Origin of the sequence: Nostoc sp., from assembly GCF_036917155.1 — a bacterium.
Classification (GTDB): Bacteria; Cyanobacteriota; Cyanobacteriia; order Cyanobacteriales; family Nostocaceae; genus Nostoc.
In genome coordinates, this window is sequence record NZ_JBALDZ010000127.1 from 17,451 (window position 1) to 37,866 (window position 20,416).

General features: G+C 43.5%; 15 protein-coding genes. 8 read left to right on the top strand and 7 right to left on the bottom strand.

The window, feature by feature from the left end:
* Nucleotides 1-133: 133 nt before the first annotated feature.
* The 5 genes from V7K67_RS17555 to V7K67_RS17575 form a co-directional block, all read right to left on the bottom strand.
* Nucleotides 134-2,119 carry an amylo-alpha-1,6-glucosidase gene (locus V7K67_RS17555; protein WP_334731022.1) on the bottom strand — a complete coding sequence of 662 codons (1,986 nt, stop codon included), beginning with the start codon at nt 2,117-2,119 and terminating at the stop codon, nt 134-136.
* A 153-nt stretch (nt 2,120-2,272) separates the two neighbouring features.
* Entirely contained in the window at nt 2,273-2,929 is a 657-nt protein-coding gene (locus tag V7K67_RS17560) for a GNAT family N-acetyltransferase (protein ID WP_335167718.1), read from the bottom strand.
* Nucleotides 2,930-2,992: 63 nt separating this feature from the next.
* On the bottom strand, nt 2,993-3,805 hold the full coding sequence (locus V7K67_RS17565; RefSeq protein WP_335167720.1) for a PD-(D/E)XK nuclease family protein: 813 nt from the start codon (nt 3,803-3,805) through the stop codon (nt 2,993-2,995).
* Nucleotides 3,806-3,989: 184 nt separating this feature from the next.
* Nucleotides 3,990-4,214 (bottom strand): hypothetical protein, encoded by a 225-nt coding sequence (locus V7K67_RS17570; protein ID WP_334731024.1) that lies wholly within the window; start codon nt 4,212-4,214, stop codon nt 3,990-3,992.
* Between the two features lie 81 nt (nt 4,215-4,295).
* Nucleotides 4,296-4,535: a hypothetical protein gene (locus tag V7K67_RS17575; protein ID WP_334707149.1), complete on the bottom strand. Its 240-nt coding sequence runs from the start codon at nt 4,533-4,535 to the stop codon at nt 4,296-4,298.
* Between the two features lie 741 nt (nt 4,536-5,276).
* On the opposite strand from V7K67_RS17575, the gene V7K67_RS17580 reads away from it, so the two are divergent.
* The 4 genes from V7K67_RS17580 (at nt 5,277) to V7K67_RS17595 (ending at nt 14,813) form a co-directional block, all read left to right on the top strand.
* Nucleotides 5,277-5,825 carry a helix-turn-helix transcriptional regulator gene (locus V7K67_RS17580; protein WP_334707148.1) on the top strand — a complete coding sequence of 183 codons (549 nt, stop codon included), beginning with the start codon at nt 5,277-5,279 and terminating at the stop codon, nt 5,823-5,825.
* 43 nt (nt 5,826-5,868) lie between these two features.
* The gene (locus V7K67_RS17585; RefSeq protein WP_335167722.1) at nt 5,869-9,246 is read left to right on the top strand and encodes an efflux RND transporter permease subunit; all 3,378 of its coding nucleotides are present in this window, start codon (nt 5,869-5,871) and stop codon (nt 9,244-9,246) included.
* Nucleotides 9,247-9,572: 326 nt separating this feature from the next.
* Nucleotides 9,573-10,937, top strand: coding sequence for an efflux RND transporter periplasmic adaptor subunit (locus V7K67_RS17590; protein ID WP_334731026.1), 1,365 nt, complete (start codon nt 9,573-9,575; stop codon nt 10,935-10,937).
* A 348-nt stretch (nt 10,938-11,285) separates the two neighbouring features.
* The gene (locus V7K67_RS17595) at nt 11,286-14,813 is read left to right on the top strand and encodes an NB-ARC domain-containing protein (protein ID WP_334731027.1); all 3,528 of its coding nucleotides are present in this window, start codon (nt 11,286-11,288) and stop codon (nt 14,811-14,813) included.
* A gap of 63 nt (nt 14,814-14,876) precedes the next feature.
* Here the strand turns inward: V7K67_RS17595 and V7K67_RS17600 are convergent, their stop codons facing one another.
* Complete coding sequence (locus V7K67_RS17600) at nt 14,877-15,080, bottom strand: hypothetical protein (RefSeq protein WP_179065267.1); 204 nt, start codon at nt 15,078-15,080, stop codon at nt 14,877-14,879.
* A gap of 11 nt (nt 15,081-15,091) precedes the next feature.
* The gene (def, locus tag V7K67_RS17605; protein WP_334707145.1) at nt 15,092-15,655 is read right to left on the bottom strand and encodes a peptide deformylase; all 564 of its coding nucleotides are present in this window, start codon (nt 15,653-15,655) and stop codon (nt 15,092-15,094) included.
* A gap of 227 nt (nt 15,656-15,882) precedes the next feature.
* On the opposite strand from def, the gene V7K67_RS17610 reads away from it, so the two are divergent.
* The 4 genes from V7K67_RS17610 to V7K67_RS17625 all read left to right on the top strand — a co-directional run bounded on the left by V7K67_RS17610 (nt 15,883) and on the right by V7K67_RS17625 (nt 20,388).
* Nucleotides 15,883-16,785 carry a cell division protein FtsX gene (locus V7K67_RS17610; RefSeq protein WP_334731028.1) on the top strand — a complete coding sequence of 301 codons (903 nt, stop codon included), beginning with the start codon at nt 15,883-15,885 and terminating at the stop codon, nt 16,783-16,785.
* 166 nt (nt 16,786-16,951) lie between these two features.
* A complete protein-coding gene (locus V7K67_RS17615; protein ID WP_334731029.1) occupies nt 16,952-17,764 on the top strand; it encodes a DUF3598 family protein in 813 nt (270 codons plus the stop codon).
* A gap of 13 nt (nt 17,765-17,777) precedes the next feature.
* Nucleotides 17,778-19,271, top strand: a complete 1,494-nt coding sequence (locus V7K67_RS17620; RefSeq protein ID WP_334731030.1) for a BamA/TamA family outer membrane protein — start codon at nt 17,778-17,780, stop codon at nt 19,269-19,271.
* Between the two features lie 61 nt (nt 19,272-19,332).
* Nucleotides 19,333-20,388, top strand: coding sequence for an isopenicillin N synthase family dioxygenase (locus V7K67_RS17625; RefSeq protein ID WP_334731031.1), 1,056 nt, complete (start codon nt 19,333-19,335; stop codon nt 20,386-20,388).
* The last annotated feature ends 28 nt before the right edge of the window (nt 20,389-20,416 follow it).

Here is a 20,416-nt window from a genome sequence, read left to right on the forward strand (position 1 = left end):
GCTTATCCGAGCAGTATTGGCTAGGGTCTTGGGTTTAAGATAAGAACTCCAAATTTTCAATTTGGTGGCTCTTTTTCAGGAGGGGTTTGAATCCACTTCTGAAAAAAACCTCCTGCCTCCTTTATTCCCCGCATCAAATCTCCGTCGCCAACCAAGCACGCAAAACTTCACCTACTGTCCACGCTTGGGCAATACATCCCCGTGGAGTCATTGGCGCATCACCATCAAAAATTTCGCTGAGACTACCAAGACCGTGGGCAGTGAGATGATTAGCCATTGGTTCCAAAAATTGACGAGCCTGTTCAGGGTTTTTGTAGACGCGCAGGTGTGCTAAGACAAATGGCCCCAACAACCAACCCCAGACGCTTCCCTGGTGGTAAGCTCCATCACGTTGATACCGATTTCCACCGTATTTTCCCTGGTACTGAAGATGGTCGGGAGCTAGCGATCGCAATCCATGAGAAGTCAGCAGCATTCGCCCACAAGCTTCTACCACTCCCTTTTGCTGGGCCGCTGTCAACGGACTTTCTGGTAATGACACAGCAAATATTTGGTTAGGACGCAACAACGCATCATCACCATCAGGACTGTCTAAAACGTCATAGCAATAACCTGTCCCTTCATTCCAGAAGCGAGAAAATCTATACTTTACCCGATCGGCCATTGCCTCATATTCTTGGTGTGGTTTACCAAGATGACGGGCAAACTTTGCCATTGTCCGTAAAGCATTATACCAGAGAGCGTTAACTTCAATCGGTTTGCCAATTCGGGGCGTAACTACCCAATCATCAACCTTGGCATCCATCCAGGTCAGTTGTACACCAGCAACGCCAGCATAAAGTAAGCCATCGGCTGCATCAAGGTGGATATTGTAGCGTGTACCACGACAGTGCCAATCAATGATATCTGCAAGTATGGGAAAGAGTTCACTAAGTAAAATATCATCGTCTGTAGCGCTGTAGTAGGCGCGGACTGCTTCAAAGTACCAGAGAGTGGCATCGACAGTATTATATTCTGGTTGCTCACCCGCATCGGGAAAGCGATTAGGTAGCATTCCCTGGTCTACGTGTCTGGCAAAGGTGCGAAGAATTGAGCGCGCTATCTCTGGACGACCAGTGGAAATTGTCAAACCAGGTAGACTAATCATGGTGTCGCGTCCCCAGTCGCTAAACCAGTGATAACCAGCGATGATGGTTTTGCCGTAGGGGTCTTCTGGCGCTGGGCGATCGACAATAAACTGGTCAGCAGCTAATACTAAATGGTTGATCCAGCTAGGTGATTCCTTAGTCTTGAGGGGTCGATTAGTTTTCCAAAATCCTGTTAATTTCTGCTCTTGAGTGCGACGTAACTTCAGTGCAGCTTCACCATTGAGATTTGGTTGTTTTTCTGTGCTGGCTACAAAGGCAATCGCTTCTCCAGGATTCAGTGTAACTTCAAAGGTGGCGGCGTGGAGGTGGTCTTCTTTATCGCTCAATCCCCGATAGCGTTCAACTGCTAAGTCAAAGTCATAATACCAATTGTTGACAACAGATACACTAGCGCGTGAATCGCTCACTAGATAAAGTGGTACAGCACCCGGATAAGCAGTTACACAAATTCCCTGTTCCACCTCCTCAACAGACATCTGCCAACCATTGCTTTGAGTGTCGCTGTGATAATCGCGGTAGTTGACCATTGCTTTCAGTGTCAACTTCAGGGGTTGAGTGGCACGACGCAGAATATATTGGACATAAGTTGTATTCGCGCCTTGTTGCATCCACACCCGTTTTTCTAGCAAGGCATCGGCAACACCAAAACGCCATACAGGAATTGTACCTTCCAGAGAAAAACGCTCAATATGTTGATAACCGTGGGGACTGACAGTACCATTTGCCCAACGATTCGTGTCTAGAGGATAAGAGCGGGTATCATACAATACAGTTTCATCTAGTTTTGTCAGCATTAAAGTGCGACCCAAAGGTGGTTTCAATGCTGCTACTAGTAGTCCGTGATAGCGGCGAGTCAATAAACCAGCCACAGTCCCAGAGGCGTAACCACCAATACCGTTAGTAACTAACCACTCCCGCGATTCTGCAATGTCAAGATTGCCGCAGATTTCCCGCCCAAATTCTATACACATAAGTCACGTCGCTTTGCTCTAAATTTAAAATTAAGCTTTTCTCTCTGCGTTTTCTATGCGTCTGCGATTTAAAAGTAATTTATTTAACCACAGCGGCGCAGAGAACACGGAGAAAAGAGAAATTATTGTCTAAAAATTTTACCCACGAAAGGGCTACTCTAACTTTTGTGAGGTTGGGGATTGATCCTCAGTTGTTTGAGATTCATTCACTAGAGGATTGAGGATGACTTCATTAGCTACACTATCAGCTTTCCGGGCACGAATTGCTGGACGCGACCGCCTGTAACCGGCTCTTTCAGCTTTTTGGTGTTCGTAATCAATTAATCTGCCATAATATTCGTGCTTGCTTAAATTCATCGACAAGAAAATATGCTGGCGGGTATTACCAAAACCTTTGCGGTTAAAAAACTTTAATGCTGAAGTATTGGTGGGGTCAGTGTCTACTAGCATAAACCGCGCGCCATCTTCAATCATCCGAGCGACGACTTTATCAACCAATTTGTCTGCTACTCCTCGACGCTGATACTTTGGGCTAACTCCCAGCCATAAAATATATCCGTAAGTCCAGGATGCTTTGGTGATGATGGTTCCCAAAATAAATCCGGCTAATTCCCCATCTGTTTCGGCCACAAGACAGTATTCTGGATCGGTGTTGTAAAGTCCAATTACCTCCCACTCGTCCCAGGTGCGGTATAAATAAGGATATAAATCGCTAGTAAATAAGCCTTCTCCCAAGTGGTAAACGGGAGCAATGTCGTCAATTCCTAATTCGCGTACATAAATTGCTTCAGTTTCATCAAAGATTGACATAAATTTACATAATTTTAAAAGTTATAACTTCTTTATACCCTGATTGGATTTTACAAACATCCTCTAATCTATAGGGTTGAGTGAGACTTCTTGAATCCTGTCAAAATTTGGCAATGATTCTTTCACTGCTTCTTCAGTAGCTTGGATGCGGTCGCACCTTTTGGCAAATTGACAATAATCACAGTTTTTACTACCCGCCACAACTTGCGGAAACTGTTGGTTATTTTGGTAATTTTCTAGCCAATTAGTTAACTGGCTTAACAGTTGATTAAGTTTCTTTCCTGTTTGTGTATGTTGAGCAGTACTGTAATTAAATTTAATATTTTGGGGTTTTCCTTCAGATTGGACAAACCAATAAGTCATGGAAATATTTTCTGGCAAATAGTCGCTAGTTTCTGCCAATACATACAGATAAAGCCGTGTTTGCCAGTTGGATTCTAACTTGCGTTTATTGGGTGGTTTTGGATAAGTTTTCCAGTCGAGAATTTGCGCTTGTTGGTTATCTGCAATCAATAAATCATAGACAACTGTCAGCAAATAATCTTGAAGTTGCAGAGTGCGATAGTGTTCACTTTCACGGAAAGTTTGATTATCAGATGCAGTCGTTAAGATTTCTGGGGCTGCATCGGCAAAACCTAGCATCCAGCTTTGCAATTGAGCATCTGCTTGCAGGAAACTATCAATAGGCAAACCCATTTCTCGCTGCTGCATTAGCAAGTGAAAGCGACTACCCAAAGCTAGTCGTTCTTCTTGTTCTGGATTTGAGGGCGAATTGAGTTTTTCTAAGTAGGTATGTTGAAATTTACGCGGACAAGTTTCTAGTAAGTTAAGTTGTCCTTGAGACAGTCGCAATATTTGAGTTGAAGTTGATAGCATTCTTCTATTTTAGAAGTAAATTATAATCTCAACTCACCTTTGGCAGTAAAGGCATACCTGCCCTGGCGAATGGAATTCGCAGCTATACAGACAAAACCCATATCCGTGGGTTTCAAATTCTTTAAGTCCGTGTAGGCGGACGAAAGTTTGTGTAGCCGCGATTTCTAATCGCCTGGTATATTTGCTATTTCAACTCGTCTTGATCTACCTCATCCTGGTGATTGGAATGTTTAGTTTTTCCTTGAGACTTGATTGAACCAAAGCTGTAGGCCATAGCTATTTTAACGATGTCAAAATATGCCGGGTGATTAGCTTTGTTAACGATCGCTAAAGAAATAGATCCTGCCACTAAGATAACTAAAAGTGGCGAAACTGGTTCTAACTCAGAGCCGTTGTTGTTGTTAGGCATGATATAATCTCCAAATGGAAAGTTACGAAGCCTTTGGCTAAGTGGAAGTTAACCAAAGGCTATTTATTGCCAAGATGGGACTTAACCCCAAGACTCAAATATCATTGCGATCGCAAATAGACAGATTAGGAAAATTGCTATCCTCGCAACCCATAACCGTAGACTTGCGGATAAAAGCATCCCAACTATCGTATTAGCCCCGAAAGTGTGAGACACAACCAAGGCTATTCCCAGCCCCAGCAGCGCTAGCAGAAAATATTTGAGTCCTGTAAAAAACCACTTGAACAGCAGATTATCGTTATCTTTGAGACTGGGTTTCATAGTTTTTTCCTGTTTTGAAAGTTGAATCTAGGCAGCAGTTAGCACTCCCCTGACCACACTAAGGAAACAGCGAATATCCACAGTTTTGCTCCCACCAAGTCAAAATACACAACAGTCCTACTCCTGAGTAGAGCGGGAATGCCAACGAAGGTGGTCGTAATATTTGCAGGTCGTGAAAAATTAAGCTCTTTGATGAATTACCAGGGCAATCTGGTTAGATGTTCAATGCGCGTAATCGCACAGAAGCGCACTACGCGCATTGAACCCTCGAAATTCCTACAGGCAATTTGTATACTTGCCTTTTTCAGAATTTGCAGTTACAGCCTTTGCCTTTATCTATCACTCACTAAGTTTCTTTTATTTACCCGTAAGCTTACTAAGTCACCGTTGTTTCAGCTGTTAAACTCACTATAAGATAACTAAGTGAGTTAGGTCAAGGTAAACTATAAAGAAAATTATTTAAATAGCATAAGATACTACAAACTCGGCTGAAGTCTCCAAATTAATCCTCACTTTTGGGACTTCCAAATAGTGAAGAAGGCAGGAGGACTCCTGCCTTTCTTGCTAAAAATACTAAATTGTCTCACTTGCTCATAGCCAGTCCACAGGTAACTTATGCGGCTTCACCTTTACCAAGCATCCTGCGGCATCACAAGGAATTCTGACAACTGAACCTTAAGTACTTGGCTAAAAAGGCTCAATTTGATATGGTTAATCAACATATCAGATTGATATATCAAAATGCTGAAGTTGGCAGTATTAGGTCTATTACAGCGAGAGCCATTAAACGGTTATCGGCTCAAACAGCAACTAGAGATGTTTATGAGTGGCAGTATTTGTGTCAACTATGGTGCGATTTATCCTCTTCTGAAGCGCATGGAAGAACAAGGTGAAGTGAGCTTATGTGCAGAACAAATAGAAGAAGGTGGACATTGTGGAAAAGTATATGAGATTACACCCCTTGGCAAAAACACTTGGTATCGAGAGATGTTGGCATATCCTCATGAAAGCTGGGTGAATGCGCGATCGCGATTCCTAATCAAATTTTTTTTCTTTGGTCATTTATTACCCGAAGAACGAGTGCGGTTAATTGAACATCGATTGATGTCATGTCAGTTACGCCTTGCAGAGAAAAAAGCACTGGAAGTCACTGATGATTTATATCAAGGGAAAGTGCGAGGGCGGGCGATTGAAGTCATCAAATCGGAGATTGAGTGGCTAGTTGAGCAACTCCAAATAGAACAACTGCAACTAGCTCAAACGCCAACCTCAATCAAGAGTGCTGAGTAAAACAGTTTTAACACCAAAAACTTTTGAAGTATCCTAACTAACTATGTGGATCGTCAAAATTGCCTTACGTCTTCCGTATACATTCGCGATCGCCGCTTTGATGATTGTGATCCTGGGTGTAGTCACGATATTTAGTACACCAGTTGATATTTTTCCCGCAATCAACATTCCCGTTGTCAGCGTAGTTTGGACTTACACTGGTACTACATCTGAGGAAATGGCACAGCGAATCGTCACCATTAGCGAACGCGCCATGACAACAACCGTTGGTGACATCGAACACATTGAGTCTCAATCTTTAAGTGGTGTTAGTGTCGTCAAGGTTTTTTTCCAACCCAACGCTAATATTGCCTCAGCAGTCGCTCAAATTACCTCTGTCAGCCAAACCATTCTCCGCCCTTTGCCACCGGGGATTACACCGCCATTCATCATTCAATACAACGCTTCCTCAGTGCCGATTATCCAGATGAGTGTCAGTAGCAAAACCTTGCCAGAAGAAGCACTCTTCGACTACGCTACCAACTTCGTCCGTACCCAATTAGCAACAGTGCAAGGAGCGAGTGTACCTCTACCCTATGGTGGTAAACCCCGGCAAATTATGGTTGATATCGATCCCCAAGCGATGTTGGCTAATGGCATTTCTGCCCAAGATGTGACTAATGCTGTCAGTGCCCAAAACCTGGTTTTACCAGCAGGGGATATAAAAATAGGCGATCGCGACTTCGCCGTACAAATCAACAATAGTCCAGACGTGGTAGCAGCCCTTAATGACTTGCCAATTAAGCAAGTTAATGGTACTGTCATTTCCATTCGTGATGTCGCCCAGGTAAGAGATGGCTTTGGTGTGCAAACGAACATTGTACGTCAGAATGGCAGGCGATCGAGCTTACTTAGTATCCTGAAGAGTGGCAATGCCTCAACGATTGATGTGATTGAGCGAGTCAAAAAAACTTTGCCTCGCATCCAGTCCACCTTGCCCCCAGAACTGAATTTAGCGTTTTTGTTCGATCAATCTATATTTGTGAAAGCTTCTATTCAAGGCGTTCTCAAAGAAGGATTGATTGCAGCCTGTCTGACTGCGCTAATGATTTTAATTTTCCTGGGAAGTTGGCGCAGCACCGTAATTGTAGCCGTATCAATTCCCCTCTCAATGCTGGTTTCGATTATTGTGATGAGTCGTTTGGGACAAACTTTCAACATCATGACCTTAGGTGGTTTGTCCTTAGCTGTTGGTATTCTGGTAGATGATGCCACAGTAGAAATTGAAAATATCCACCGAAATCTCGGCCAAGGTAAACCCATCAAGCGAGCAATTTTAGATGGGGCGCAGCAAATCGCCACTCCAGCACTTGTAGCAACATTATGTATTTGTATTGTCTTTGTGCCGGTCGTGTTTCTCAGTGGAGTGGCAAAGTATCTATTTGTCCCCCTAGCGATGGCGGTAGTATTTGGGATGCTTGCTTCCTACGTGCTATCTCGGACTGTAGTCCCGACAATGGCAAGCTATCTTTTACCATCCGAAGTAGACTGGCATAGAGAAAACGAGCATCATAATGGTAACAACAGCCATCATCTAGATTCGCCAGTCCAAAACAATAATGGTAACAACAGCCATCATCTAGATTCGCCAGTCCAAAACAATAATGGTAGCGATAACCACCACCAAACAGAAGATGCAGCAACGAACACTGCCGAACCTGTGAAAAAAGATTGGATCTGGCAACTACACGAAAAATTTAACCGACAATTTGAGAAATTTCGCAGTTGGTACTATGGTATCCTGACCTCAGCATTAAATCACCGTCGCATAGTCTTTGTGCTATTTGGTGCTTTTATCGTCAGTGCAGGAGTTTTGTTACCATTCGTCGGTCAAGACTTTTTCCCTGAAGTCGATGGTGGTCAGTTTAGCCTTCATGTTCGAGCCTTAGCTGGTACTCGTTTGGAAGAGACAGAAAGAATTGTCAGCCAAGTAGAAGACGTTATCCGTCAAACTGTACCGAAAGAAAATCTTGCTCTAATTCTGGATAACATCGGCTTACCCACCAGTGGCATTAACCTTACTTATGGCTACAACGGTGCCACAATTGGGTCTGCTGATGCTGATATTCTCGTGTCCCTAAAAGAATCTGGTGCAACTTCTTCTTACATCAAGGAACTCCGCCAGAAATTGAAAGCGACATTTCCCAGCTACACCTTCTTTTTTGAACCGGCTGATATTGTGACTCAAATTCTCAATTTCGGTTTGCCTGCTGCTGTTGACGTGCAAATATCTGGCCCTCTGAAAAACTCAAAAGCCAACTTTGAAATTGCCCAACAAATCGCCGCGCGGATGACGCGTATTCCTGGGGCTGTAGATGTACATCTCCAGCAAGTTGTCGATGCCCCAAAATTACGTCTTGATGTCGATCGCACCGAGGCTCAACAACTGGGGATGACCCAGCGTGATGTTGCCAATAGCGTCCTCACTTCCTTAAGTTCAAGCGGTCAAGCTGCAATCAACCAATGGCTCGATCCCAAAAAAGGCGTGAGTTACACCCTGGCTGTACAAGTTCCCCAGTATAAACTTGACTCTATTGACAGCCTGAAAAATACACCAGTTAGCAACGGTCAAACTGCACCCCAACTTTTGGGTAATTTGGCTACTGTCAAACGCGATACAGTGATGCAAGTTGTGAATCACTACAACATTCAGCCAGTTTTCGATATCTACGCTAACTCCTCTGGTCGCGATCTGGGGGGAGTTGCCAGCGATGTAAATCGAATCATCGCTGATTATCAGAAAAAATTGCCCAAGGGAAGTCAGATTAATGTCCGTGGGCAAGTGCAAACGATGAACTCTTCGTTTTTGGGACTTGGTTTAGGACTTGTGTTTGCAATTGTGTTGGTTTACTGCTTAATGGTAGTGAACTTCCAATCTTGGCTCGATCCCCTGATTATTATGATGGCGCTGCCAAGTGCCTTAGCAGGGATCATTTGGATGCTGTTTGTCACCCGCACCACCCTAAGCGTCCCTTCGTTAATGGGTGCAATTATGAGTATTGGTGTGGCGACATCAAACAGTATTTTAATGATCACTTTTGCTAACGAGCAACGTGTAGAAGGGGAAAATGCCTATAAAGCATCCCTAGCGGCGGGTTATACAAGGTTACGTCCGGTGTTAATGACTGCCTTAGCTATGCTAATCGGGATGGTGCCAATGTCTCTCGGTCTTGGTGAAGGTGGTGAACAGAATGCACCCTTGGGTCGCGCTGTAATTGGTGGCTTGTCTGCGGCAACAGTCGCGACTCTGATCTTTGTGCCTGTTGTGTACAGCATTATGCGGCGTCAACCACCTCGTCCTATTGATGAAGAGCATGACGATTTAAATTTCTCAGATCCCAAGACAGCCTACTCGTTATCATCATCTCAAGGCAAGTCATGAGCAATTCAAAAGGTCGCGCTCAGGATTTTCTCACTTCTCTACGAGACTTGGGCATTGGTCTTTGCGTCGAATGGCATTAAGAAAAGGCAAAAGGCTTGTGTCACCTCGTTCCCAGTCTTCAGACTGGGAATGTATTCCAAGGGGCTGCTGCCTTTGGTCAAGCCACTGGAGGCGGCAGCCCTCCGAGAATAGGTTCCCAGCCTCCAGGCTGGGAACCAGTTAGGGCAAAGCTTATAGCTTTTCTTAGTGCCATTCGTCTCTGCGTCCCCAATCCCCAGTCCCCATGCTAAATTTCTGCAAATTAGAAAATACAGGACAGTTTATCTATGGATTCTCAACATCGTCCATCTCCTGATTCTGAAGAACAAAAGACTTCTAAAAAACAAAAACGCGGCATCGGTGGAATTGGTTGGGCTGTACTTGGTGTTGTTTTTTTTGGTAGCCTACTGGCCATAGGCATTCTACCCCGGTTGGGTCAAAAGTCAGAATTACAAGCAGCAGTCAAGGAAGCAAGCATAGTCCCCTCAGTCAACGTAATCACTCCCCGCCGCGCTACTGGTGCTACGAAAGTGGAACTACCTGGCAATGTTGTAGCCCTGAATCAAACGACCATCTACGCTCGCAGTACTGGGTATTTACGGCGGTGGTATGCAGATATTGGCGATCGCGTCCGAGCTGGCCAGTTGTTGGCTGAGATTGACTCACCAGACACCAATCAGCAAGTTCTGCAAGCGAAGGCAGAGTTAGTGCAAGCACAAGCCAATGTGTCTCAAGCTCGTGCTAATTTGGCTAAAGGTATTTCTGATTTGAAGCAAGCCCGCGCTAATCTCTTGATAGCGCGTCAGAGTTGGGAGCGCTGGCAAGTTCTTGTCAAGAAAGGTGCTGTAGCTCAACAAGATGCAGATACAAAATATGCTACATATCAAGCTAATCTTGCCAGCGTTGAATCAGCACAAAACACGATTAACTCTGACTCTGCTAACCTCAATGCAGCACAAGCTAGCTTCTACGCCAGTCAAGCAAACTACCAGCGTAATATCCTCTTGCAGTCTTACACTAAAGTCACTGCTCCCTTCGCGGGAATAATCACCGCACGGAACGTCAATACAGGTGTTTTAATTTCATCAGGTACTAGCAACACTACTACTAGTAGTAGCATCAGCACCACCAGCACCAATACTAGCAACACTAGCCTTTACACTATTGCTGATTATAACAAGCTAGATGTAAATATCAATGTTCCACAAAGTTTATCAGGGTCACTGAAGATTGGTCAAACAACACAAGTTACAGTCAAGGAGTTACCACAACGAGTGTTTGCAGGTAAAGTAGTGCGTACTAGCAATGCTATAGATCCAACTACTCGCACTTTGCTCACACAATTAGAAGTACACAATTCCGACGCTACGTTGCGACCTGGGATGTATGCCAATGTCAAATTAGACATTAAGCGCACTGATCCTCCCTTTATTTTGCCAGATAGTGCCTTAGTCGTTAACGCCGGAGGTACGCAGGTTGCAACTGTAACTAAAGATAAAACAGTGCATTATCAAAAAGTTGCTGTTGGGCGAGATTATGGTACTGAAGTAGAAATTACATCAGGTCTGACAGGAAAAGAATCGCTCATTGCTACTCCTACGGTTGATGAGACAGAGGGCTTGCGCGTGCAGCCAGTTGCACAAACAAAGTAGATCGGCGTAAATAATTATCGTTGGGATAAGGCAGGGGGCAGGGGGCAGGGAGAGAATAATGAAACCAATTCGCAATTCGCAATTCGCAATTCGCAATTAAATAAATTTTTAACTCCTAACTCCTAACTCTTAACTCCTAACTTCTAATTCCTAACTCCTAAACTCAGCACTTGGAACTCGTTACTCAGCACTCTTTAAGTGAGGTACAATAAACTCATTGGCGCGATCGCACACCTCATCAGAAAAAGAACGACAAAGCCCAAGAAAGCATTCCCACAGCAACAAATGTCTGTAATGTTATCTCACATAGTGAGGTAACATTGGTTTGTAGTGTGTCTTTGTGTGAGTATGAGTTTCATTCCCGAAAACGTTCTTTTGGCTTTCGCCGAAAAACGGTGCTTGTCTAGCAGCGAGATAGAAGTATTTTTATATGCTGTTGAGGGACAATCGCCAAATGCAATCGCGAAAAAATTGGCAATCAGTGCCGAAGCAGTACGCAAAAGATTAAGCGAAGTTTACAAGAAATTTAATGTTATTGGTAGTGGCCCAGGTAAGCTCACTAAGTTACAGCAAGTTATTGAATCTGAGTATCAAGCATCTTTATTGAATGAGAAATCCATTACCCAAAATTGCCAAGATTGGGGTGAAGCGCCTGGCGTCTGCTTTTTTCGGGGACGCATAGCAGAATTATCTCAGCTACAGCAGTGGCTAATTGAAGATAATTGCCGACTAGTGGCAATATTGGGAATGGGCGGAATTGGCAAAACTGCTTTATCGGTGAAACTGGCGAAGGAAGTTCAGGAAAACTTTGAGTATTTGATTTGGCGAAGTCTCCGCAATGCGCCACCCATAGCCGAAATGTTAGCGAACCTGATCGGATTTTTATCTGATGAGAGGGAAACAGATTTGCCAGAAAGCATAGATGCTAGAGTAACACTGCTGATTAATTATTTACGAGAGCATCGTTGTCTTGTGGTATTTGATAATACAGAGACAATTTTACAAGAAGGCGATCGCGCCGGACACTATAGACAAGAATACGAAGATTATGGTCAACTACTGCAACGGGTAGGAGAAGAACTACATCAAAGCTGTTTGGTGCTGACATCTCGCGAAAAACCAAAAGAATTTGCTCCTTTAGAAGGACAAGAATCACCAGTTAGAACATTATCATTAGTCGGTTTAGAAAAAACAGAAGGGCAAGAAATTCTCCAAGATAAAGGGTTATTTGGCTCACAACAAGAATGGGCCAAACTAGTTGAGAAGTATTCTGGTAATCCTTTAGCGTTAAAGCTAGTTTCTCAACCAATTCGGGAGTTATTTGGTGGTGATATTGCTGCCTTTCTGGCTGAAGGCGAGATAATTTTTGGCGACACCCGAAATTTACTAGACCAGCAATTTGAGCGGTTATCAGAGATTGAAAAAGAAATAATTTATTGGCTAGCAATCAAGCGCGAGTTAGTTTCTCTAGACGAATTGCTCAATGATATTGTGCGTCCCTTGCCCAAAAGGGAAATGATGGAAGCGCTAGAATCACTGCGGCGGCGATCGCTAATTGAACAAAGAACAGCAATTTTCACCCTCCAGTCTGTGGTGATGGAATACATGACCGACCGACTGGTTGAACAGGTTTGTCACGAAATTAACACTCGCGATTTGAGACTATTTATGAGCCATGCTTTAATGGAAGCCACGGCCAAAGATTATATTAGAAATACTCAAATTACCCTGATTATTAAACCAATAATAGATAGATTATTAAATATTTTTAGATATGCTAAAAATATTGAACATCATCTATATCAAATTTTATTGTATCTGCGACAGGTTCCCCAAACAGCAGCTTATGCAGGTGGAAATCTGCTAAATATCCTTTGTCAATTACAAACTGATTTTAGCGGCTATGACTTTTCTAACTTGATTATTTGGCAAGCATATTTACAAAGTGTGAATTTGCATCGAGTGAATTTTACCAATGCTGATTTAGCTAAGTCCGTTTTTGCAGAAACATTAGTTAGTATTTCGTCAGTAGCATTTAGCCCCAATGGAAAGCTTTTGGCTACAGGTGATGCTGATGGCAAAACTTACTTGTGGCAAGTTGACGATGGCAAGCTACTTTTTAGCTGCACTGGACATAGCAGTTGGGTAAAATCAGTAGCTTTTAGTCCCGATGGTCAAACTTTAGCTAGTGGCAGCGATGACCAAACAGTGAAGTTATGGGATGTTCATGATGGTAAATGCCTGAAAACTTTGCAGGGACATAGCAATTGGGTCAGGTCAGTTGCCTTTAGTCCCGATGGTCAAACTTTGGCTAGTGGCAGTGAAGACCAAACAGTGAAGTTATGGAATGTCCACACAGGCAAATGTCTGATAACTTTGCAGGGAAATACCAATCGAATTATGTCAGTAGCTTTTAGTCCCGATGGTCAAACTTTGGCTAGTTGTAGTGAAAAGCAAACCGTGAAGTTATGGGATGTTCATGATGGTAAATGCCTGAAAACCTTACAGGGACATAGCAGTTGGGTAAGGTCAGTTGCTTTTAGTCCCAATGGAGAAATTTTAGCTACTGGCAGTGATGATCAAACCGTGAAATTATGGGATGTTCATGATGGTAAATGCCTGAAAACTTTACAGGGACATACTAATCGGGTCTGGTCAGTTGCCTTCAGTCCCGATGGGCAAACTTTAGCTAGCGGTGGTGACGACCCGACAGTGAAGTTATGGGATATTCGTAATGGTAACTGTCTGAAAACCTTGCAGGGGCATAGCAATCGGGTACGGTCAGTTGCTTTTAGTCCCGATGGGCAAACTTTAGCTAGCGGCAGTGAAAACCAAACAGTGAAGTTATGGAATGTCCAGAATGGTAAATCTTTGACAACCTTGCAGGGGCATAGCAATCGGGTCAGGTCAGTAGCTTTTAGTCCCGATGGTCAAACTTTAGCTAGCGGCAGTGAAAAGCAAACAGTAAAATTATGGGATGTCCGTAAAGATAAGTTCATCAAAATTCTGGAGGGGCATAACAGTTGGGTACGGTCAATTGCCTTCAGTCCTGATGGTCAAATTTTAGCTAGCGGTAGCGAAAAACAAACAATTAAATTATGGGATGTTCAGACGGGACAATGCCTCAAAAAATTGCAGGAACATACCAATCGAATTAGATCAGTTGCTTTTAGTCCCGATGGTCAAATTTTAGCTAGCGGCAGTGACGACCAAACAGTGAAATTATGGGATGTCCACACCGGCAAATGTCTCCAAACCTTGAAAGGGCATACCAGTTGGGTAAGATCGGTTGCCTTTAGTCCTGATGGTCAAACTTTAGCTAGTGGCAGTGAAAACCAAAGAGTCAGGTTATGGGATATTTATACAGGAAAATGTATCCAAATTTTGGAGGGACATAGCAATCGCATCAGGTCAGTGACTTTTAGCCCCGATGGTCAGACTTTAGCTAGTGGCAGTGATGACCAAACAGTGAAGTTATGGGATGTTTATATGGGCAAGTGCTTGACAACCTTGCAAGAACATACAAATCGAGTCTGGTCAGTTGCCTTTAGTCCCGATGGACAAATTTTAGCTAGTGCTAGTGAAGACCAAACAGTAAAATTATGGGATGTCCATAATGGCAAGTGTCTGAAAACTTTGTCAGGGGCTAATTGGGTAAAGTCAGTGGCCTTTAGTCCCGATGGTCAAACCCTGATTTGTGGCAGCCAAGATGAGACAATTAAGCTTTGGGATGTATCGACGGGCGAGTGCGTAAGAACACTGCGATCGCCACGACCCTACGAAAAAATGGATATCACCGGGGTTACAGGGCTAACCGCAGCGCAGCTAGTAACGCTAAAAGCTTTAGGGGCAGTGGAAAATAAAGAGCAAAAATAAAAGGTAAAAGAATGAATTTTGCCTTTTTCCTTCATCCCTTTACCTTTTTTATGTACCTGATGCTTATTTCATGTTAGCCCTTGCTTCCTTAACTGCGGCAAAGAAAAATAATCCTGTGAGTGGAATGCTCAATACCAGGATAATCGCCGTGGCTGTGACACCAAAATCTGGTTGTCCGTAACCGAGTTCAAAAATCGAACCGACGGCGGCGATCGCACTTACACAAGAACCACCCAGAAATAAACTGCTTTTTGGAGTTAAATACACTACTAGCCCCCTTATGCTATTGGTTTCACCGCTTGATACGAGAAGCCATTCTTAGATAGCTCCTGGGCTAAAGTCAAGGAGTTTTCCACACGGTCTACAAATACCACACCGTTGAGGTGATCCATCTCGTGCTGAATGCAGCGTCCCAAGAGATCATTAGCCTTTAATGTTCGAGGACGACCGTATTCGTCTTTATAGGCGATTTCCACGACTTCGGGGCGCTTCACTGGTAGGAATACATTAGGAATGCTCAAGCATCCTTCTTCGGCAACACAGAGGTCGCGGCTGACTTGTTTAATGGTGGGGTTAATCAACACCAAAGGCTGATTCGCTGCGTTTTCTGGTTCCAGGTCGATGACAATTAGTTGTTTATGAATTCCCACTTGGGGCGCAGCCAAACCAATGCCATCTTTGCTGTACATAGTTTGCAGCATTTCGCGCACTATTTGGCGAAGTTCGTCATCAACTTTAGAAATCCGCTTTGCAGCTTGACGCAACACGCGATCGCCTAAATAATGAAGCTCCAAAGGTGGATTTTTTAACTTTTTTTTCTCTACAGCAATTTCAGAGGGCATGAGTCTTGACGGCTAGATGGTGAAAATTCTTACTATTTTAATTCTATCAAGTTGAGGAGTGGGGAATTGGGCATTGGGCATTGGGCATCTCCAGAAATTAAATATGCGTTACCCAGAACCCGTGTAGAGACGTAGCAGTGCTACGTCTCTACATTCTTTTTCGGAGATGTCTATTGGGAATTGGGAACTATGAATTACGAATTAAGAATTATTGACTGGGGTGATTTGTGTTTAAATCTCTCACGAAACTTGACTATCTACTGAAAGAAACTTTCCTCGGTTTACTGCGGGGAGGTTGGATGAACTGGGCCGCCGTAAGTACTGTGACGGTGTTACTGTTTTTATTCGGCTTGAGTCTGCAAACCTCTTGGCAAGTCGAAAAACTCCTCTATCAGTTTGGTAGCCAGCTAGAAGTATCAGTTTTTCTCGAACCAGATACGCGGATGGAAAATATCGAGCCACTAATCGCTAAAATGCCAGAGGTGGTTGGGATACAAACCATTAGCAAAGAAGAAGCTTGGACTAAGTTAGTTAAGGAAATGAGAATTTCTGATATTGAAGGTGCTACCCAGCAACTAGGTGAAAATCCTCTGGTTGATGAGATGAAGGTGAAAGCCCGGAATTCTCAAGTTGTGCCAAACTTAGCAACCCAGTTGGCTAAATTACCAGGAGTTGAAACGGTACAGTATGTTGATGAAGCAGTCAAACGCATTGCCCAGTTACACCGAGGTTTGAACTGGATTACTTTCACAATTACGATTATTCTGACTTTAACAGCGATCGCAGTCACTACCACCACAATTCGGCTAATTGTCATGGCGCGTCGCCAGGAAATTGAAATTATGCAGCTAGTGGGAGCAACTTCTGTTTGGATTTACCTGCCATTTATTTTACAAGGAATTGCCTTTGGTTTAGTTGGTGGTGCGATCGCTTGGAGTTTCATTTCTGTGATTCAACAGTTTCTCGGTAAGTTGCTAGTCAATCAACCTGAGTTTATCCAAGTCATCACCAACAGGGTGCAACTCACTCCAGGAGAAATTTTATTATTGCCCCTGATTCTTTTGAGTTTCGGTGCAGCTGTAGGATTAATGGGAAGCTTATTTGCTGTCCGACGTTTTGCTAAAGGATAGTCATTGGTCATTAGTCCTTTGTCCTTTGTCATTAGTTAGTCCTTTGAACTTGAAACTCGACCTCTGAACTCGAAAATTTCAAAGACCAAACGACCAATGACCAATGACCAAAGACCAATGACCAATGACCAATGACCAATGATCAATGACAAATGACAAATGACAAATGACAAAATCACAATGGGAATGTTTTTTGCAAAATCTCGGTGTTTGGGAAGGTTCATTTACCAATTTTTCTCCCCAAGGAATACTTTTGAACGATACTCCTAGTTGTCTTTCCCTAGAACATTTAAACAATAGCCAGAAAGTGCGTCTAACTCTGAGTCGTTCAGGACAAGATGTAATCAGAGATTTTAGTTCTGTGGGAGGGGGTCTGCTGTTTTTTGAAAATGGCTCATTTTCTGAAGGTTTAATTCAGCTAGGGCCATTTTCCGAATTTGGTGGAGAACTCGCCTTTGTTCATGAAAATCGCCGCTTGCGTCTGGTGCAACTGTTTGATAATACCGGTCAGCTAAAGGAACTCATCTTAATTCGAGAACATCTCGCTGGAACGCCAGCAGCAGAACGCCCACCCTTGCAGATAAGTGATTTGTTGGGAGAATGGCAAGGCGAAGCAATTACAATATATCCAGATTGGCGTTCGTCTGATACTTACTCTACAACCTTCAAATTACAACTTGATGATACTGGGCGATTAATTCAAAGTACCTCGTTTGCAGAACGCACAATTACCTCAACTGCTAGCATCAAAGGCCCCATTGTTCTCTTTGACCAAGACCCAGAAAGGCAGGTGCAAGTATTATTTTTACCAGATGGCGCTTCTGCAACTTCTCCTCTCAAGGTGCAGTTACGCCAACCATTTTTTCTGGAAGTGGGTTGGTTAATCCAGCCAAATCTGCGCCAGCGAATGATTCGCAGTTACAACAATAAAGGCGAATGGGTTAGTCTAACGTTAGTTACCGAAGAAAGGGTGCAATGACAAAGCTGAATTTATGCATATTCAAATAGCTGTATTTGCGATCGCAGTAATGTTAGTAGGTGGGCAAAATCTCGAAGCCATTGCAGACTCGCAATCTTCTACTGAAGATAGCGTAGAATCTACGTTAAAGATAGAGGGAGGATATGCAAAATATGGTGATTATATCGGTTCAATTCCAGTAGATACTCAGTCTGTGGAGTTTTCCCAGAGAATTGTCAAAGATATTCAGATTCGTTTTGTTAATAACAAAGATCAGTTACTTGATGACAAAGGTCAGCCAATCAAAGGACGTACTCAAAGAGAGTTTATCATTGGTCTGCTGAAACTCAAACCTGGTCAGGTATTCCGCGAAGATTTACTAGAAGCAGACTTGCAACGATTGAGAAGATTAGAGTCATTTAATGAAGTCAACGTTTATCGACAAGAAGATACCACAAGCGTTAATCTCATCTATGAAATCAAAGAGCGTGAATTCCCTTCTCTAATTTTCGGAGGCGGTAATAACGACGATGTGGGTCTCTACGGTCAAGTGGGTTATAGAGATGCAAATATCAGCGGTCTTAACGATAAATTAGATACAACCTTGCAAATCAGCGGTAAAGATGTCCAATTTCATGGCCAGTTCACTAGTCCTTATCGTCCTGAAGAACCAAACCGTTTAGGCTACACCATTAGAGGTTTTCGTAGTCGTAATATATCGGGAACCTTCAACGAAGATATCAGATTGTCTAACGGTGACAGAGTGCGCGAGGGAAGGTTTGGCGGTTCTGTAGGAGTTTTAAAGTCTTTTGATGAGTGGGATACAGCTTTAAGTCTTAATTATACCAGAATTAGCCTACGCGATCGCGAATATAACGTTGCACAGGTTGATAGATTAGGGAGTCCTTTATCTGTGAGCGGTACTGGCATTGATGACTTATTTACCGTATCATTTGCTGTATCCAGAGATCAACGCGATCGCCGAAACAATCCGACTCAAGGATCAATCCTGACACTCAGCACAGAACAAGCGATTCCCATTGGACTGGGCAATATTTCCAGCAATCGCCTAAAGGGAAATTATATTCAATATTTACCAGTCAGTTGGATTGGTAACGGCAAACCAACCGACAATCCTGAAATGTTGGCGATTAATTTCCAAATTGGCACGATTATTGGAGACTTTCCACCAGCTGATGCTTTTAATATTGGTGGACTAGATTCTGTCAGGGGTTACGGTTATGGAAAAGTCGCCAGTGGTCGGAGTTATGGTTTAGCTTCGGTGGAATATCGTTTCCCAATCTTTCAGTCAATCGGAGGAGTTCTGTTTACTGACCTCGCCTCAGATTTCGGGTCTAGCGACACTGTACTAGGCGAACCAGGAGTGCTGCGAAACAAACCTGGAAGTGGCTTTGGTTACGGCTTAGGATTGCGGGTGAAGTCATCCTTTGGGCTGATTCGAGGCGACTTAGGAATTAGCGACCAAGGAGAAGTTAGATTTGAAGTTACTACAGGTCAGCGGTTTTAATAGTGTAACTAGTGGTGTATCGCATTAAATTTGAGGGATAAGAGAACGAACCGCAAATTTAATGGGACAGACTACTAATTTACAAGTTGCTGATAAAGAGTTTTCACACCTCCCGATTATTGATATTAGCGCCTTGGTTTCTGGAAAAGGCGATCTCTGTCGAGAAGCCGCTTTGCGTCTACGCCATTCCGTAGCATCACAAATCAACCAAGCGTGCCAAGAATCAGGGTTTTTCTATATTATTGGGCATGGCGTGGACGAAAATTTGCAGCAGCGACTCGAAGAACTCAGCCGCCAGTTTTTCGCCCAGGATTTAGAAACGAAACTGAAAATCCGCATGGCTTTAGCAGGTATTGCATGGCGAGGTTATTTCCCCGTTGGTGGCGAACTGACATCCGGTAAACCCGACTTGAAGGAAGGTATTTACTTTGGTGCTGAACTAGGAAAGGAACACCCACTAGTGCAAGCTGGTACTCAGATGCATGGTTCCAATCTCTTTCCCGCCAACATCCCCCAATTTGGCGAAACAGTCCTTGAATACATAGAAGCAATGACAAACTTGGGACACACTCTCATGACTGGTATTGCCCTAAGTTTGGGATTGGAAGCATCCTACTTTGCTGACCGTTACACCTCAGATCCCTTAGTGTTGTTTCGCATCTTTAATTATCCTCCAAACTTGTCACCGTCAGATGTTGAGCCAATATGGGGCGTTGGCGAACATACTGATTATGGCGTTCTGACTATTCTCAAGCAAGACAACTCAGGCGGATTACAAGTTAAATCCAAGTCACATTGGGTTGCTGCGCCTCCCGTTCCCGGTTCCTTTGTATGCAACATCGGCGATATGCTAGAGAAGATGACAGCAGGTTTATATCGTTCTACGCCTCATCGCGTGCAAAACCAGTCGGGAAATCATCGCCTTTCGTTCCCCTTCTTTTTCGATCCCAATTTCGATGTTGAAGTCAAGCCCATTGAATTAGATCATATCGTGGCAAATGATCATAGCGATCGCTGGGATCAAGCTAATGTCCATGATTTTCGCGGAACCTATGGTGATTACGTGTTGAGTAAAGTGTCTAAAGTTTTTCCAGAATTGCAGCGATCACTATTATAGGGTTTGAAGCCATTTCTGTACGTCCAAT